Source organism: Streptomyces sp. NPDC053542 (assembly GCF_044544685.1).
Taxonomy (GTDB): domain Bacteria; phylum Actinomycetota; class Actinomycetes; order Streptomycetales; family Streptomycetaceae; genus Streptomyces.
The window spans coordinates 199,851-214,804 of sequence record NZ_JBITXL010000008.1; the positions used below are offsets into that span (position 1 = coordinate 199,851).

Sequence of the window (14,954 nt, forward strand, 5' to 3'; positions counted from 1 at the left end):
TAGAGGTGCGCTGCTTCTGGAGGGCTGATCGGGCGCGGACGTCGACGCGGTCCCCAGGTCCGCTCCGCCCGCCCCGGCCCGTCGGTCGTCCGGACAGGATCAGGACGGCTCCGGCCGGCGCGCTCGTGAGACGGCGTGGAAGAGAGAATCGATTCTTGTGAGTGCTGCGATGCGAAGCCGTACGCCCGACCGCCTCTGCGCCGAGGCCGTCGAACTCGCCCGTGCGGCGGCCGAGGAGGCCGCCCTCCCGGGCATGGTCGGTGAGCACGTCGACGCCGTGGCCGACGGGGACCGCGTGGTCACCCATTTGTTCGAATGCAAGGAGCCGGGCTACCGGGGCTGGCGCTGGGCCGTGACGGTCGCCCGCGCCTCCCGGGCCAAGGTCGTCACGCTCGACGAGTCGGTGCTGCTGCCCGGGCCCGACGCGCTGCTGGCCCCCGAGTGGGTGCCCTGGAGCGAGCGGCTGCGCCCTGGCGACATGGGCCCGGGCGACCTGCTGCCCACGGAGGCCGACGACCTGCGGCTGGAGCCCGGGTTCGCCGCCGACGAGACCTTCGGCGACAACGGCGGCGTGGGCGTGTCGCCGGTCGCGCCCGGCTCGCCGGACGCCGCAGCCACCGGCCCGACGGCCGCCGACCTCGCGGACGCGGCACGGGCCGCGCGGCGGGCCGACGGGGCCGCGGAGAGCGCGCGGGCCGACGAGGCAGCCGAGGCGGCCAGGGGCCCGCTCGCCGAGCTGGCCGAGGCCGAGGACGCGGACGTCATCGCCGGTACCCCCGCGCACCAGACGACGGCACCGGCCCGCGGCAGCATCGCCGCGGTCGCCGAGGAGCTGGGCATGGGCCGCGCCCGGGTGCTCTCCCGGTACGGCCTGCACACCGCGGCCGACCGCTGGGAGGAGGCGTACGGCGCCAAGACCCCGATGGCCCAGGCGGCGCCCGCCGCCTGCATGAGCTGCGGCTTCCTCGTACCGCTCGGCGGCTCGCTGCGGCAGGCGTTCGGCGTCTGCGCGAACGAGTTCTCCCCAGCGGACGGCCGCGTCGTGTCGCTGGCGTACGGCTGCGGCGGGCACTCCGAGGCCGCCGTGATGCCGAAGCCGCCGCGCCCGGCGCCGCCGGTCATCGACGAGACGGTCGTCGAGCCGATGCCGCTGCGCCCGGACCGCACGAGCGGCTCGGTCTCCGAGGGCGAGCCGGCCGAGGAGCTCGGCCACAGCTGATCCGGGCCGGTGGCCACGGCCGGTGCCACAGAGGCACCGGTGGCCACGGCCGGCGCACACCGGACACCGTTTCCGGCCCCGTTCGCGGCACGCCCGTGCGGCGTGTCGTACCCCGGCCGGATCCGGGGCACCCGAGGCGGAAGAATGACACGTGAAGCCGCCGCTGGGCGGGAAGCTGTGTGCGAGGGAGCAGTCGTGAGCCGTAGGGCGACCGTCCACAATCCCGTCGATGGTGCGGACCCCTTCGGAGCCGCCCGGTTGCGGCGGGGCGTGCTGGACGCCTGGGCCGGCTCCCCGGCCAGATTCCGGGAGGACGCCAACGCCGAGGAGGACCTCGCGCTCGGCGGCTACCGCGACCGGCTCGTGGTCGAGCTGGCGCAGAACGCCGCGGACGCGGCGGCGCGCGCCGGCGTCCCCGGACGGCTGCGGCTGACGCTGCACCCCGGCGAGGGCGGCGAGCACGCCGTGCTCGTGGCGTCCAACACCGGTGCGCCGCTGGACGCCACGGGCGTCGAATCGCTCTCCACCCTGCGCGCTTCCGCCAAGCGGGACAGCGACGCCTCGGCCGGCGCGGTCGGCCGCTTCGGCGTGGGCTTCGCCGCCGTACTGGCGGTCAGCGACGAGCCGGCGGTGGTCGGGCGGACCGGCGGGGTGCGCTGGTCGCTGGCCGAGGCGCGCGCCATGACCATGGACGTCGCGGCCCACAGCCCGGGCCTCGGCAGCGAACTGCGGCGCCGCGAAGGCCACGTGCCGCTGCTGCGGCTGCCGCTGCCCGCCGAGGGCACGGCGCCGGAGGGGTACGACACCGCGGTGGTGCTGCCCCTGCGGGACGGCGCCGCCGAGGACCTGACGCTCCGTCTGCTGACCGCCGTCGACGACGCGCTGCTGCTGACCCTGCCGGGACTGGCCGAGGTGGTCATCGAGACCCCCGAGGGCGTACGGGAGCTGCGGCGCGGCGCCGACGGCCCGTACGTCGTCGTCGAGGACAGCGCGCGCGGCACGGCCCGCTGGCGGGTGGCCACCGACGGCGGCCCGCTGGACCCTGCGCTGCTGGCCGACCGCCCCGTCGAGGAGCGGCTGCGGCCCGCCTGGACGGTGACCTGGGCGGTGCCGGTGGACGCGGAGGGCGAGCCGGTACGCCCGGCCACCGTGCCCGTCGTGCACGCGCCGACCCCCACGGACGAGCCGCTCGGCCTGCCCGCGCTGCTCATCGCGTCCTTCCCGCTGGAGCCGACCCGCCGGCACGTCGCGCCGGGCCCGCTCGCCGACTTCCTCGCCGAGCGCGCCGCCGACACCTACGCCACGCTGCTGCGCGACTGGGAGCCGGTCTCCGTCGGCACCATCGACCTGGTGCCCGGCCCACTGGGCAAGGGCGGCCTGGACGGTGAGCTGCGCCGGCTGGTGCTGGAGCGGCTGCCCCGGGTGCCGTTCCTGCCCAGCGCCGGGACGGGCGCCGCGCTGCGCCGGGAGGCCGACCGCGCGCTCGCTGACTGGCCGGAGGCCGACGAGCCGGCGGGCACCGCGCCCGAGGGCCCGTACGTGCTGCGCCCCGTCGAGGCCGAGCTGGCCGAGGGCGCGGGCGCCGAGACCGTCGCCGTACTGGCCGAGCTCTTCCCCAGCCTGCTGCCCGCGGGCCTGGAGCGGCGGCCCGAGCTGCGCGCGCTGGGCGTGGCCCGGGTGCCGCTGGGCGAGGTCATCGACCGGCTGGCCGGAGTGGAGCGCACGCCGTCCTGGTGGCGGCGGCTGTACGAGTCGCTGGCCGGGACCGACCCGGACCGGCTCAGCGGGCTGCCCGTGCCGCTCGCGGACGGCCGCACGACGATCGGGCCCCGCCAGGTCCTGCTGCCCGTCCGCGAGGACCGGCCGGACACCGAGGCCCGGCACCGCACGCTGGCCCGGCTCGGCCTGAAGGTCGCGCACCCGGACGCGGTGCATCCGCTGCTGGAGAAGCTGGGCGCCGTGCCCGCCACGCCGCGCGCCGTCCTGAAGACCCCTCAGGTGCGCGCCGCGGTCGCGCATTCCCTGGAGGCGGCCGAGGACGAGTACGACGTCTTCGACGAGGAGACGGCGGACGGTCCCGGCGGCGCCCTCAGCGGCGAGGAGCTGGCCGAGGCCGTGCTCGGGCTGGTCCGCGACGCCGGCCTCGCGCCGGGCGACGAGCCGTGGCTGGGCGCGCTGGCGCTGCCCGACGAGGACGGCGAGCCCGCCCCGGCCGGGGAGCTGGTCTACCCGGGCAGCGCGTTCGAGCGGGTCATCCGGTCCGGCGAACTGGCCTGCGTGGACGAGGAGCTGGCGGCCCGCTGGGGCGAGCAGCCGCTCACCGCGGTGGGCGTGCTCGCCGACTTCGCGCTGGTCCGCGCCCAGGACGTGGTCCTGGATCCGGACGAGCTGGAGCCCCGCGACAGCGACTTCGCCGAGCCCGACGACGTCGGCCTGCTGGACGCGGTCGACGTCTGGTGCGAGGACGTCCTCGACGGCCTGCCCGAGACCCCCGTACCGCCGGTCGCCACCGAGATCGTCGCCGTCCGCGACCTCGATCTGGTCGACGACGACGCCTGGCCGCAGGTGCTGGCCATGCTCTCGCGGCCGCCGCTGCGGGACGCGCTGACCGCCCCGGTCCGCGTACTGCTGCCGGACGGCACGACCGAGTCGGTACGCCCGTACGCCGCGTGGTGGCTGCGCGGCCACCCCGTGCTCGACGGCCGGCGGCCCGCCGGGCTGCGCTCCGCGGGCGGCGACCCGCTGCTCGCGGGCCTGTACGAGGCGGCGGACGCCGGTGACGTGGACGCCCAGGTGCTGCGCGCGCTCGGAGTGCGGACCTCGGTCGCGGCCCTCCTGGACGAGCCGGGCGGCGCCGCCGAGCTGCTCGCCCGGCTGGCCGACGAGGACGCCGAGGTGACGGCCGCTCAGCTGCACGCGCTCTACGGCGAGCTGGCCCTGCTGGACCCCGAACAGGTCACGCTCCCGGACGAGCTGCGGGCCGTGGTGGGCGACACGGTCCGCGTGGTGGACGCGGCCGACGCGGTCATCGCGGACGCCCCCGATCTGCTGCCGCTCGCCGGGGACCGGCCGCTGCTGCCGGTCAGCCCCGCCCGCGCCGCGTCCCTGGCCGAGCTGCTCCAGGTACGGCGGCTGAGCGAGGAGTTCTCCGCGGAAGTACGCAGCGAGGGGACGGTACGCGAGGTGCCGGACGCGGTACGCGTACTGCTCGGCCCGGACACCCCCGGCACGTACGTCGAGCACGACGAACTGCTGGTGGGCACGGACGCCGGGGACACCGAGCTGGACTGGCGGCGGGCCGCCGACGGCACGGTGCACGCGGCCACGTTCGAGGGCGTGGCGGCCGGGCTGGCCTGGGCCACCGGCCAGTGGCCGCGCCGCTTCGAGGTGGCGGCCCTGCTGGAGGACCCGACGCGCACGGACGAGCTGGCCCGGGCCCGCTGGTTCGACTGACCGTCAGGCGGCGGCCCGTCAGCCCGGGCCCGTCAGCCCGGGGTCCGGCGGCTCACCCACCGCCAGGTGAGCTCCAGGGCCGCCGCGGCGGCCGCCGCCATCGCGACGGCCGCCCACGGCATCGTCGTACCGACCAGCCTCAGCTGGAAGAACGACTGTAGCCACGGGATCACGAGCACGACGACGAAGCCCGCGCCCATCGCCAGGACCAGGCCGATCCGCCACCAGGTGTACGGCCGGGCGATGATCGCCAGTACCCAGAGCGCGGTCAGGAACAGCGTCAGCGTCGCCACGCTGGTCTCGGACTTGAGGGCATCGGGCCCCGAATAGTGGCTCCGGGCCAGCAGGTACATCGCGAACGCCGCGGCGCCCGTGATCAGCCCGGAGGGGATCGCGTACCGCATGACGCGCCGTACGAAGTGCGGGCGCGCCCGCTCCTTGTTGGGCGCCAGGGCCAGGAAGAAGGCCGGTACGCCGATCGTCAGCGTGGACAGCAGCGTCAGGTGGCGCGGCAGGTACGGGTACGGGATCTGCCAGCAGGCGACCAGCAGTGCGAGCAGGACGGAGTAGACCGTCTTGGTGAGGAAGAGCGTCGCGACGCGGGTGATGTTGCCGATGACGCGGCGGCCCTCGGCGACGACCGCGGGCAGCGCCGCGAAGCTGTTGTCCAGCAGCACGATCTGGGCGACGGCCCGGGTCGCCTCGGAGCCGGAGCCCATCGCGACGCCGATGTCGGCGTCCTTCAGGGCCAGTACGTCGTTCACGCCGTCGCCGGTCATCGCGACGTGGTGGCCGCGCGACTGGAGGGCTTTGACCATGGACCGCTTCTGCTGGGGCGTGACCCGGCCGAAGACCGTACCGTCCTCCAGCGCCCCGGCCATGGCTTCCGGCTCCCCGGGCAGCCGGCGGGCGTCCACCGGACTGTCCGCGCCCGGCAGCCCCAGCTCGGCGGCGACCGCGCCGACCGAGACCGCGTTGTCGCCGGAGAGCACCTTCGTGCGGACCCGCTGCTCGGCGAAGTACCGCAGCGTGCCGGGCGCGTCCGCGCGCAGCCGCTGGGCCAGCACGACCAGCGCGGTGGGCGTGAGGTGCTCGGTCACGGCGGGGTCGGCCGGCTCGCGTTCCGCGCGGGCCAGCAGCAGGACGCGCAGGCCACGGGAGTTGAGGTCCTCCGTCTCGGCGAGCGTGCCGTCGCCCTCCGGGAGCAGCACGTCGGGGGCGCCGAGCAGCCAGGTCGAGCTCTCGCCGTCGGGTCCGTTGAGGGACGCGCCGCTGTACTTGCGGGCGGAGGAGAAGGGCAGCGACTCCGTGCAGCGCCAGCCGTCGTCCGCCGGGTAGGCGTCGATGACCGCCTGCAGCGAGGTGTTCGGCCGCGGGTCGCACTCGCCGAGCGCGCCGAGCACCTGCCGTACGTACTCCTCGTCCGCGCCGTGCAGCGGCCGCAGCTCGCTGACGTCCATGCCGCCCTCGGTGAGCGTCCCGGTCTTGTCCAGGCAGACCACGTCGACGCGGGCCAGGCCCTCGATGGCGGGCAGCTCCTGGACCAGGCACTGCCTGCGGCCGAGCCGGATGACGCCGATCGCGAAGGCGACCGAGGTGAGCAGGACCAGGCCCTCGGGGATCATCGGGACGATGCCGGCGACCATCCGGCGGACCGCGTCGTCACCGGCCATGTTCAGCGTGAAGAGGTGGCTCAGGACGAGGCCGACGGCCGTCGGGACCATCATCCAGGTGACGTACTTCAGGATCATGCTGATCCCGCTGCGCAGTTCGGAGTCGACGAGGGTGAAGCGGGACGCCTCCTCGGCGAGCTGCGCCGCGTAGGCCGCGCGGCCGACCTTCGTGGCGGTGAAGGCGCCGCCGCCCGCGACCACGAAGCTGCCGGAGAGGACCGGGTCGCCGGGCCGCTTCAGTACCGGGTCGGCCTCGCCGGTGAGCAGCGACTCGTCGACCTCCAGCCCGTCCGCCTCGGCCACCTCGCCGTCGACGATCACCTTGTCGCCGGGGCCCAGCTCGAGGAGGTCGCCGAGGACGACCTCGGAGGAGTGGATCTCGGTGGGCGTGCCGTCGCGGCGTACGGTCGGCCGGGACTCGCCGATGACGGCGAGCCGGTCCAGGGTCCGCTTGGCGCGCAGCTCCTGGATGATGCCGATGCCGGTGTTGGCGACGATGACGAAGCCGAAGAGGCCGTCCTGGATCGGGCCGATGACCAGGATGACCGCGAAGAGGACGCCGATGATGGCGTTGAAGCGGGTGAGGACGTTCGCGCGGACGATGTCGGCGGTGGAGCGCGAGGACCGTACGGGAACGTCGTTGACCTCGCCGCGGGCCACCCGCTCCGCGACCTCGGCGGCGGTCAGCCCGGCGTGGGCGCGTGCGGGCGCCGTCGCGGAGTGCCCGGCGGCGGACTGTGGGGGCTGTGGGGGCTGCGCCCGTTCCGTCATGCGTCCGACGCTACGGGCCGGATGCCCGGATCACCCGGCTATCAGGCGTCCGGTGTGGCCGCGGCGCCGGTGCGCTCGGCGGCCGCGGCCCGCTTGATGGCCGCGTCGCGCTTGCGGACGTACCAGACGCCGAGCAGCCCGAGGAGGCCGCCGGCCAGGCAGGTCCACACCCACCACGTCTGCCCGCGGCCGGCGAACCAGCCGTAGAAGGGGAGCTGTGCCAGGAAGAGGACGAACCAGATGACGGTGCCGCCGGTGATGGTGGCGACGACGGGCCCCTCCAGGGGAGCGGGTGCCTCGCGCAGTTCGGACTTCTTCCACATACGGGCAAGCTTACGGCGACCGGCCGGCCGCCTTGCCGCGGCACCTCCGTGAGTGCCTTCCAGCCCAGTCACCACAAGGGTCTACGCGCGGAGATAGCGATCAACGTTTTGTTGTTTCATACTGAACCTTTCCGGATCTGACCGGTTTCTGTCGTCTGATAGAACAAAGCTGATCCGATCGTTGTTGTGTGGTCCGACCCCGGGCCGCCGCGCCCCACCAGGCCCGTACACCTGAGGTCCTCACCGATGCCCACCCCGGCCCCCACGCAGGCCGACGCCGATTCCCCGTCCGGCGCCACGCCCGAGCCCAAGAACGGTCTCGACCGGTTCTTCCAGATCTCCGCACGCCGCTCCACGGTCTCCCGTGAGGTACGCGGCGGCCTGGCCACCTTCTTCGCGATGGCCTACATCGTGATCCTGAACCCGATCATCCTGGCCGGCGGCCAGGACATGAACGGGCACCACCTGGACAACGCCCAGCTGGTCACCGCCACCGCCCTGATGGCGGGCCTGACCACCGTCCTGATGGGCGTCATCGGCAACGTCCCGATCGCGCTCGCCGCCGGCCTCGGCATCAACGCGCTGGTCTCGCTCCAGCTCGCGCCCAAGATGACCTGGCCCGACGCGATGGGCATGGTCGTCTGGGCCGGCATCGTGCTGATGATCCTGGTCGCCTCGGGTCTGCGGCAGCGCGTCATGGACGCCATCCCCAACGGGCTGCGGCGCGCGATCGCCATCGGCATCGGCCTGTTCATCACCATGATCGGCCTGGTCGACTCCGGCTTCGTCTCGCGCAACCCGGACTCCGCGCACACCACCGTGCCGCTCGGCCTCGGCACCGGCGGCCAGCTGCAGGGCTGGCCGGTGCTGGTCTTCGTGCTCGGCCTGGCGCTGATGTTCATCCTGACCGTGCGGAAGACCAAGGGCGCGATCCTCATCGGGATCGTCGCGATGACCGTCGTCGCGATCATCATCAACACCATCGCGGGCCTGCCGGACAGCGCCTGGGGCCTGGCCGTCCCGAAGATCCCGGACGCGATCGTCGGCACCCCGGACTTCTCCCTGGTCGGTCAGATCAGCCTCTTCGGCGGCTTCCAGAAGGTCGGCCTGCTCACCGGCTGCCTCTTCGTCTTCACCGTGCTGCTCTCCGGCTTCTTCGACGCGATGGGCACGATCATCGGCGTCGGCGAGGAGAGCGGGCTGGCCGACGAGAACGGCCAGCTGCCGCGCATGGGCCGGATCCTGATGATGGACGGCATCGGCGTGGCGGGCGGCGGCCTCGGCTCCTGCTCTGCCAACACTTGCTTTGTTGAATCCACGGCGGGCGTCGGCGAGGGCGCCCGTACGGGTCTGGCGAACGTGGTCACCGGCGGGCTCTTCCTGCTCACGCTGGTCATCACCCCGCTCGCCACGGTCGTGCCGTCGCAGGCCGCGACCCCGGCCCTGGTCGTCGTCGGCTTCCTGATCATGGCGTCCAACGTCCGCGAGATCGACTGGAGCGACGCCACCGTCGGCATCCCGGCGTTCCTGACGATCGTCTCGATGCCGTTCACCTACAGCATCACCAACGGCATCGGCATCGGCGTCCTCGCCTTCATCCTGCTGCGGACCGCGACCGGCCGCTTCAAGGAGGTCCCCTGGCTGCTGGACGTCGTCGGCCTCTGCTTCCTGGTGTACTTCCTGCTCAACCCGATCGAGCAGGCGCTGGGCCTGAAGTAGCGGCCGAAGGTTCCGTCATATCGGCGGCGCGGCATAGAAACGTTCCGTCTCCTCGACCGACGTCGCGAAGCGTTCGTCGAAGTCCTCGCGCATGAGCGTCCGGATCACGTAATCCTGGACGCTCATGCCGCGTTTGGCGGCGTGCTGTCCGATGCGCTCCAGAAGCTCACCGTCGATGCGCAGGCTGAGCACTCTCGATCCCATGCGGTAACGGTCCCCGCAGGAGCGGCCCCGCGGTGTCACTTTCCGGAAACAGCTCACTCTTTTGGGTGATGAGTGGCTGATGCAAGAAGGCCGGGAACTCTCCGACTTTCTTTAGTTAGAGTAATGAGTTACGCTAACAAACATGCCGGAACTGTCCCTCGGTGACGACGCTGCCGCCGTGAACGCGCTGCGGTCCGCCGTCATGCGCCTCTCCCGCCGGATCAAACACCAGCGGGTCGATGAATCGCTCAGCCCCACCGAAATGTCGGTGCTGGGCACCCTCGCGCGCTGCGGCACCGCCACCCCCGGCGAGCTGGCCCGTAAGGAGCACGTCCAGCCGCCGTCGATGACCCGCATCGTGGCGATGCTCGAAGCCAAGGGCCTGGTCCGGCTGGAGCCGCACCCCGACGACCGGCGCCAGAAGGTCGTCACCCAGACCGAGCAGGCGGAGGCGATGCTCGAGGAGAGCCGCCGCCGGCGCAACGTCTGGCTGGCCGAGCTGGTCTCCGCCCTCGACGAGGACGAGTGGGCCACGCTGCGCGCCGCCGCGCCCGTACTGGAGAAGCTCGCGCACCTGTGAGTCCCCGCGCACCTGTCGTTCGGGTGCCGCCACCGACATGAAGCCACCGACACGAAGCCACCGACCGCCGAGGAGGCGAACCCACTTTGAGTACGGGATCCGGAACAGATTCCGCCCCCGCACCTGACCCCCACAACCCCGCCCCGGCCGCCGCCGAGCCGCGCAAAAAGGGCACCTTCAGCTCGCTGCGCATCCGTAATTACCGGCTCTTCGCCACCGGCCAGGTCGTCTCCAACACCGGCACCTGGATGCAGCGCATCGCCCAGGACTGGCTGGTACTGAGCCTGACCGGCTCCTCCGCCGCCGTCGGCATCACCACGGCCCTGCAGTTCCTCCCGATGCTGCTCTTCGGGCTGTACGGCGGTGTCATCGCCGACCGGCTGCCCAAGCGCAAGCTGCTCCTGCTCACCCAGTCCGCGATGGGCCTCACGGGACTCGCCCTCGCGGTGCTCACCCTCACCGGGCAGGTCCAGGTCTGGCACGTCTACCTGGTCGCCTTCCTGCTCGGCCTCGTGACCGTCGTCGACAATCCGGCGCGCCAGTCCTTCGTCTCCGAGATGGTCGGCCCCGACGACATACGCAACGCCGTCAGCCTGAACTCGGCGAACTTCCAGTCGGCCCGGCTGGTCGGCCCCGCCGTCGCCGGCGTGCTGATCACCGCCGTCGGCAGCGGCTGGGCCTTCATGCTCAACGGCCTGTCGTTCATCGCGCCGGTCGTCGGCCTGCTCATGATGCGCTCCTCGGAACTGCACCAGGGCAAGGTCGTACCGCGCGGCAAGGGCCAGCTCCGCGAGGGCCTGCGCTACGTCGCCGGCCGCCCGGACCTGATCTGGCCCATCGTCCTCGTCGGCTTCATCGGCACCTTCGGCTTCAACTTCCCGATCTGGCTGACGGCCTTCGTCGACAAGGTCTACCACTCGGGCGCCGGGACGTACGGCCTGCTCAACACGCTGATGGCGGCCGGTTCCCTGGCCGGCGCGCTGCTAGCGGCCCGCCGAGGCACGTCCCGCCTCCGCCTCCTCGTGGGCGCCGCCCTCGCCTTCGGCATCCTGGAGATCGCGGCGTCCCTCGCCCCCACGTTCTGGCTGTACGCGGCGCTGCTGGTCCCGATCGGCATGTGCGGCCTGACGATCAACGTCACCGCGAACTCCAGCGTCCAGCTGGCGACCGACCCGGCCATGCGCGGCCGCGTGATGAGCCTGTTCATGATGGTCTTCATGGGCGGCACCCCGCTGGGCGCCCCGCTGGTCGGCTGGATCACGGACGTGTACGGCGCGCGGATCGGCTTCCTGTCGGGCGGAGTGATTTCCGCGCTGGCGGCGGTGGGTGTCGGGCTCTTCCTCGCCCGTGCCGGGGGGCTGCGCCTCAAGGTCGACCTCCGCCGGGGTCACCAGCACTTCGCGTTCGTCCCGCGAGAAGGCGCTTCGCGGGAGAGGGTCACTGCCGCGGCCTGAGCGTGGCCGTCTGCGGATGCGTCGTGGTTCCTCGCGCAGTTCCCCGCGCCCCTCAAAGGGCGCGGGGAACTGCGCGACCAGCCACCGCGGCGCCGCAGCCGCGAGAATGACGCCATGAGACTCTTCGCAGCGGTCCTGCCGCCACCCGCGGCGATCGACGAGCTGGCCGCCGAGACGGCCGCCCTCCGTCGGCTACCGGGCGCGGACCGGCTCCGATGGACCGGCCACGACGGCTGGCACTTCACCCTCGCCTTCTACGGTGAGGTCGCCGAGGACCTGCTCCCCGAGCTGCACACCCGGCTGGCCCGCGCGGCCCACCGCCACCCCTCGTTCCCGCTGCGCATCAGCGGCAGCGGCCGTTTCGACCACAAGGTGCTGTGGGCGGGCGCGGCCGGCGGCCGCGAGCCGATGCGGCACCTCGCGGACTCCGCGCGGGCCGCGGCGCGCCGGGCCGGCGTCGACACGGGCGAGCACCGCCGCTACACCCCGCACCTGACGCTGGCCCGCCACCGGGGCGAGGACCGCGTGGACCTCACGCCCTTCGTGGACGCGCTCGCCGCGTACGAGAGCGCGGAGTGGCAGGTCGCCGAGCTGGCCCTGGTCCGCAGCAACCTCCCCACCTCCGGCGTCCCCGGCGAACAGCCCCGGTACGAGACGGTGGCGTCCTGGCCGCTGGGCCGCCGGACGGACTGAGTTCCGGTACCGGAACGGAGGGCGGTACCGGAACTGAGGGCGGTACTGGCTGCGGGCCCGTCCGGCCGTCCGGTTACGCTCAAAGGGTGGATCCCAAGACCCGTAACCGGATCATGTCCGGCCTGCTCGCCGTGCTGCTGATCGTCGTCATCGTCGCGGCCGCGCTTCAGTGACGCCCGCGCTTCAGTGACGCCCGCCCCGGGCAGGCGCCGCGCTCACCAGGCGAACGCCTCGGGGGACGGCCCCGGCCCCGGGAAGATCTCGTCCAGCGACCGCAGCAGCTCCTCCGGCAGCGTCAGCTCGACGGCCCGCAGCGCGGACGCGAGCTGGTCCGTCGTACGCGGCCCGACGATCGGCCCCGTCACGCCGGGCCGCGTGAGCAGCCAGGCCAGGGCGACCTCACCCGGCTCCAGGTCGTGCTTCGCGCACGCGTCCTCGTACGCCTGGATCTGCGCGCGGGCCGTCGGGTCGGCGAGCGCGTCGGCGGCCCGTCCGCTGGTGGTCCGCGCGCCGCCGCCCTCGCGCTCCTTGCGGATCGCGCCGCCCAGCAGCCCGCCGTGCAGCGGCGACCACGGGATCACGCCGAGCCCGTAGCTCTCGGCCGCCGGGATGACCTCCATCTCGGCCCGCCGCTCGGCGAGGTTGTACAGACACTGCTCGCTGACCAGCCCGTACGAGCCGCGCCGCGCGGCGGTCTCATTGGCCTGCGCGATGTGCCAGCCCGCGTGGTTCGAGGACCCCGCGTACAGGATCTTCCCCTGCTGGACCAGGACGTCGATCGCCTGCCAGATCTCGTCCCAGGGCGTCGCCCGGTCCACGTGGTGGAACTGGTACAGATCGATGTAGTCGGTCCCCAGCCGCTTGAGGCTGGCGTCCACGGCCCGCCGGATGTTCACGGCGGACAGCTTGTCGTGGTTCGGCCACACGGTGGCGCCGTCCGGCGCCATGTTCCCGTACACCTTGGTGGCGAGCACGACCTTGTCGCGCCGGTGCCCGCCCTTGGCGAACCAGGACCCGATGATCTCTTCCGTCCGGCCCTTGTTCTCGCCCCAGCCGTACACATTGGCCGTGTCGAAGAAGTTGACGCCCGCGGCCAGCGCGGCGTCCATGATCGTGTGACTGTCGGCCTCGTCGGTCTGCGGCCCGAAGTTCATCGTCCCGAGCACGAGCCGACTGACCTTGAGCCCCGTACGTCCTAGCTGCGTGTACTCCATGCCTCCACAGCCAACGCCTTGGAGTCCGCTCGAATCAAGCGCCCCCGTGCGCGGCGGCGAACCCGACGAAGGCCGCCCACGCGTCGGCCGACACGCACAGGGCGGGGCGCGCTATGTCTTTGGAATCCCGCACGTGGACGGCGGCGGGCGACAACGCGATCTCCACGCACTCGCCCTGGTCGCCGCTGTAGCTGGATTTGGTCCACTCCGCGGCGACCTCGACGCATTCGCCCTGCTCGGCGCTGTAGCTGCTCTTGAACCAGTTGAGGTCGGTCTTCATAGCTCGCCTGCCATCTGTTCGATGAGTTCCGCGGACTCTTCAGGGTTGAGAGCCTGGGCTCGCAGAATGCCATACCGTGCGAACAGGTCGCTGACGTCTGCCTGTTCGGCCACGAAGAAGCCGCCGCTCTGACCTTCGATGTAGGCGAGCCGGCGGCGTTCCTCCGTCTCCAGCAAAATCATGGGTCCGTTCAGTCCGGCGTGACTCTCCCGGTCCGGGGGCATGACCTGAACCTCGACATTGCGCAGCTGAGCGATGCGCAGGATGTGGTGCAGCTGGTCTTTCAGCACCTCCCGGCCGCCCAGTGGCCGGGTGAGCGCGATCTGCTCCAGCACGAAGCTGACGACAGGCGCCGGGTCGCGGCGGAACAATTGCTGACGGTCCAATCGGGTAGCGACCCGTGCTTCCACCTCGCCGTCGTTGAGTGGCGGACAGTGGCAGTTGAAGACGGCGCGGGCGTAAGCCTCGGTCTGGAGCTGTCCGGGCACGAGGTGGTTCTGATACGAGTACAGGGCCAGGGCCTTGGCTTCCTCCTCCGCGTACTCCGCGGTCCACCGCGGCAGGTGGCTGACCCGGAAGTGCGTTGCCGCCACGAGGAGCGCGCCCTGCGCGTTCAGCGTGTCGTCCGACATCGGGGCGAAGCTGCCCTTGGGCGGTCGGGCTCCCCGTTCGACCATGGCCACCTGCGACTTGGAGAAGCCGATGCGCTGGCCCAGAGCCTCTTGCGTCAGTCCGGCCCGTTCCCTGTAGAACCTCAGTAGCGCGCCGAACATCCGCGCATTCCCGTCCATGTACACGACGCCCTCCCCAAGTTCACGGCTTCGCACGAGCCGCATGTGGCACTGGTCACACTCAACCGCGCAGCGGAATGGTTCGGGTCATGAACCTGCGAATCTCACCCAATCTCGTGCCGGCCTGGGTGCCCGCCTCAGGGCATGTGCTCCGGTCCGTCGGCGTCCACTTCGACGCCATCCGGATCGCCGACCTCACCGGCGAGCAAGTCGCGTACGAAATCATGGCGTTCACCGACTTCCGGGCCGGGCCCGTCGTCCGTACCGCGACCGGCGGGCGGTACTCGTACTTCCTGCTGCCGCCGAAGAGCGCCGCGGCATACCGATGGCCCGTCGGGGCGCGCGATCTCGGAAGAGGCGGCCGGGAGGCCGCATTCGTCGGGGTGCCCGCGCTGTACGGGGACACCTGGCCGCTGTCGTGGCGGTCTCTCCCCTGCGCGGAAGCGCCCTACGTGGAGCCGGAGTTGCTGCACGAGGTGGTGGTGCGGGTGGTGGCCGGTCCGGCCTAGGGCCCGCTCCTGTGCGGCGCAACTCGTTCACTCACTCGAGTGGCGCCAATCCGGTCGAGTGGTCAGACGTT

Annotated in this window: 13 protein-coding genes; 7 read left to right on the forward strand and 6 right to left on the reverse strand. The window is 72.5% G+C overall.

Going from position 1 to position 14,954, the window contains the following annotated elements:
* The first annotated feature begins 169 nt into the window (after nucleotides 1-169).
* Both ACIGXO_RS23620 and ACIGXO_RS23625 read left to right on the forward strand, forming a co-directional pair.
* A complete protein-coding gene (locus ACIGXO_RS23620; protein WP_399790170.1) occupies nucleotides 170-1,219 on the forward strand; it encodes a DUF3027 domain-containing protein in 1,050 nt (349 codons plus the stop codon).
* A gap of 270 nt (nucleotides 1,220-1,489) precedes the next feature.
* Entirely contained in the window at nucleotides 1,490-4,672 is a 3,183-nt protein-coding gene (locus ACIGXO_RS23625; RefSeq protein WP_399790621.1) for a sacsin N-terminal ATP-binding-like domain-containing protein, read from the forward strand.
* A gap of 32 nt (nucleotides 4,673-4,704) precedes the next feature.
* Here ACIGXO_RS23625 and ACIGXO_RS23630 read toward each other — a convergent pair whose 3' ends face one another.
* Both ACIGXO_RS23630 and ACIGXO_RS23635 read right to left on the reverse strand, forming a co-directional pair.
* Complete coding sequence (locus ACIGXO_RS23630; protein WP_399790173.1) at nucleotides 4,705-7,116, reverse strand: HAD-IC family P-type ATPase; 2,412 nt, start codon at nucleotides 7,114-7,116, stop codon at nucleotides 4,705-4,707.
* A gap of 41 nt (nucleotides 7,117-7,157) precedes the next feature.
* A complete protein-coding gene (locus tag ACIGXO_RS23635; protein WP_399790176.1) occupies nucleotides 7,158-7,439 on the reverse strand; it encodes a DUF2530 domain-containing protein in 282 nt (93 codons plus the stop codon).
* A gap of 246 nt (nucleotides 7,440-7,685) precedes the next feature.
* Between ACIGXO_RS23635 and ACIGXO_RS23640 the strand changes: the two genes are divergently transcribed.
* On the forward strand, nucleotides 7,686-9,158 hold the full coding sequence (locus ACIGXO_RS23640) for an NCS2 family permease (RefSeq protein ID WP_399790179.1): 1,473 nt from the start codon (nucleotides 7,686-7,688) through the stop codon (nucleotides 9,156-9,158).
* Nucleotides 9,159-9,173: 15 nt separating this feature from the next.
* Here the strand turns inward: ACIGXO_RS23640 and ACIGXO_RS23645 are convergent, their stop codons facing one another.
* The gene (locus tag ACIGXO_RS23645) at nucleotides 9,174-9,362 is read right to left on the reverse strand and encodes a hypothetical protein (RefSeq protein WP_030254468.1); all 189 of its coding nucleotides are present in this window, start codon (nucleotides 9,360-9,362) and stop codon (nucleotides 9,174-9,176) included.
* A 142-nt stretch (nucleotides 9,363-9,504) separates the two neighbouring features.
* Here ACIGXO_RS23645 and ACIGXO_RS23650 point away from each other — a divergent pair, with 142 nt between their 5' ends.
* The 3 genes from ACIGXO_RS23650 to thpR all read left to right on the forward strand — a co-directional run bounded on the left by ACIGXO_RS23650 (nucleotide 9,505) and on the right by thpR (nucleotide 12,089).
* Nucleotides 9,505-9,942 (forward strand): MarR family winged helix-turn-helix transcriptional regulator, encoded by a 438-nt coding sequence (locus ACIGXO_RS23650; protein ID WP_399790182.1) that lies wholly within the window; start codon nucleotides 9,505-9,507, stop codon nucleotides 9,940-9,942.
* Between the two features lie 86 nt (nucleotides 9,943-10,028).
* A complete protein-coding gene (locus ACIGXO_RS23655; protein ID WP_399790185.1) occupies nucleotides 10,029-11,396 on the forward strand; it encodes an MFS transporter in 1,368 nt (455 codons plus the stop codon).
* Nucleotides 11,397-11,510: 114 nt separating this feature from the next.
* Nucleotides 11,511-12,089, forward strand: a complete 579-nt coding sequence (thpR, locus tag ACIGXO_RS23660) for an RNA 2',3'-cyclic phosphodiesterase (RefSeq protein WP_399790187.1) — start codon at nucleotides 11,511-11,513, stop codon at nucleotides 12,087-12,089.
* A gap of 215 nt (nucleotides 12,090-12,304) precedes the next feature.
* Here the strand turns inward: thpR and ACIGXO_RS23665 are convergent, their stop codons facing one another.
* The 3 genes from ACIGXO_RS23665 to ACIGXO_RS23675 are packed head-to-tail and all read right to left on the reverse strand — an operon-like array spanning nucleotide 12,305 to nucleotide 14,356.
* Nucleotides 12,305-13,303, reverse strand: coding sequence for an aldo/keto reductase (locus ACIGXO_RS23665; RefSeq protein ID WP_399790190.1), 999 nt, complete (start codon nucleotides 13,301-13,303; stop codon nucleotides 12,305-12,307).
* Nucleotides 13,304-13,337: 34 nt separating this feature from the next.
* A complete protein-coding gene (locus ACIGXO_RS23670; RefSeq protein WP_399790193.1) occupies nucleotides 13,338-13,583 on the reverse strand; it encodes a DUF397 domain-containing protein in 246 nt (81 codons plus the stop codon).
* Entirely contained in the window at nucleotides 13,580-14,356 is a 777-nt protein-coding gene (locus tag ACIGXO_RS23675; RefSeq protein WP_399790624.1) for a helix-turn-helix domain-containing protein, read from the reverse strand. Before ACIGXO_RS23675 ends, ACIGXO_RS23670 begins: the two co-directional genes overlap by 4 nt.
* 107 nt (nucleotides 14,357-14,463) lie before the next feature.
* On the opposite strand from ACIGXO_RS23675, the gene ACIGXO_RS23680 reads away from it, so the two are divergent.
* A complete protein-coding gene (locus ACIGXO_RS23680; RefSeq protein ID WP_399790195.1) occupies nucleotides 14,464-14,883 on the forward strand; it encodes a hypothetical protein in 420 nt (139 codons plus the stop codon).
* Nucleotides 14,884-14,954: the final 71 nt, after the last annotated feature.

What these genes read in the sequence shown, in the direction of transcription:
- ACIGXO_RS23665 (WP_399790190.1), bottom strand. Translation starts at nt 13,303, where the DNA reads ATGGAGTACACGCAGCTAGGACGTACGGGGCTCAAGGTCAGTCGGCTC.
- ACIGXO_RS23680 (WP_399790195.1), top strand. Translation starts at nt 14,464, where the DNA reads ATGAACCTGCGAATCTCACCCAATCTCGTGCCGGCCTGGGTGCCCGCC.
- ACIGXO_RS23670 (WP_399790193.1), bottom strand. Translation starts at nt 13,583, where the DNA reads ATGAAGACCGACCTCAACTGGTTCAAGAGCAGCTACAGCGCCGAGCAG.
- thpR (WP_399790187.1), top strand. Translation starts at nt 11,511, where the DNA reads ATGAGACTCTTCGCAGCGGTCCTGCCGCCACCCGCGGCGATCGACGAG.
- ACIGXO_RS23640 (WP_399790179.1), top strand. Translation starts at nt 7,686, where the DNA reads ATGCCCACCCCGGCCCCCACGCAGGCCGACGCCGATTCCCCGTCCGGC.
- ACIGXO_RS23635 (WP_399790176.1), bottom strand. Translation starts at nt 7,439, where the DNA reads ATGTGGAAGAAGTCCGAACTGCGCGAGGCACCCGCTCCCCTGGAGGGG.
- ACIGXO_RS23630 (WP_399790173.1), bottom strand. Translation starts at nt 7,116, where the DNA reads ATGACGGAACGGGCGCAGCCCCCACAGCCCCCACAGTCCGCCGCCGGG.
- ACIGXO_RS23620 (WP_399790170.1), top strand. Translation starts at nt 170, where the DNA reads ATGCGAAGCCGTACGCCCGACCGCCTCTGCGCCGAGGCCGTCGAACTC.
- ACIGXO_RS23675 (WP_399790624.1), bottom strand. Translation starts at nt 14,356, where the DNA reads ATGTTCGGCGCGCTACTGAGGTTCTACAGGGAACGGGCCGGACTGACG.
- ACIGXO_RS23645 (WP_030254468.1), bottom strand. Translation starts at nt 9,362, where the DNA reads ATGGGATCGAGAGTGCTCAGCCTGCGCATCGACGGTGAGCTTCTGGAG.
- ACIGXO_RS23650 (WP_399790182.1), top strand. Translation starts at nt 9,505, where the DNA reads ATGCCGGAACTGTCCCTCGGTGACGACGCTGCCGCCGTGAACGCGCTG.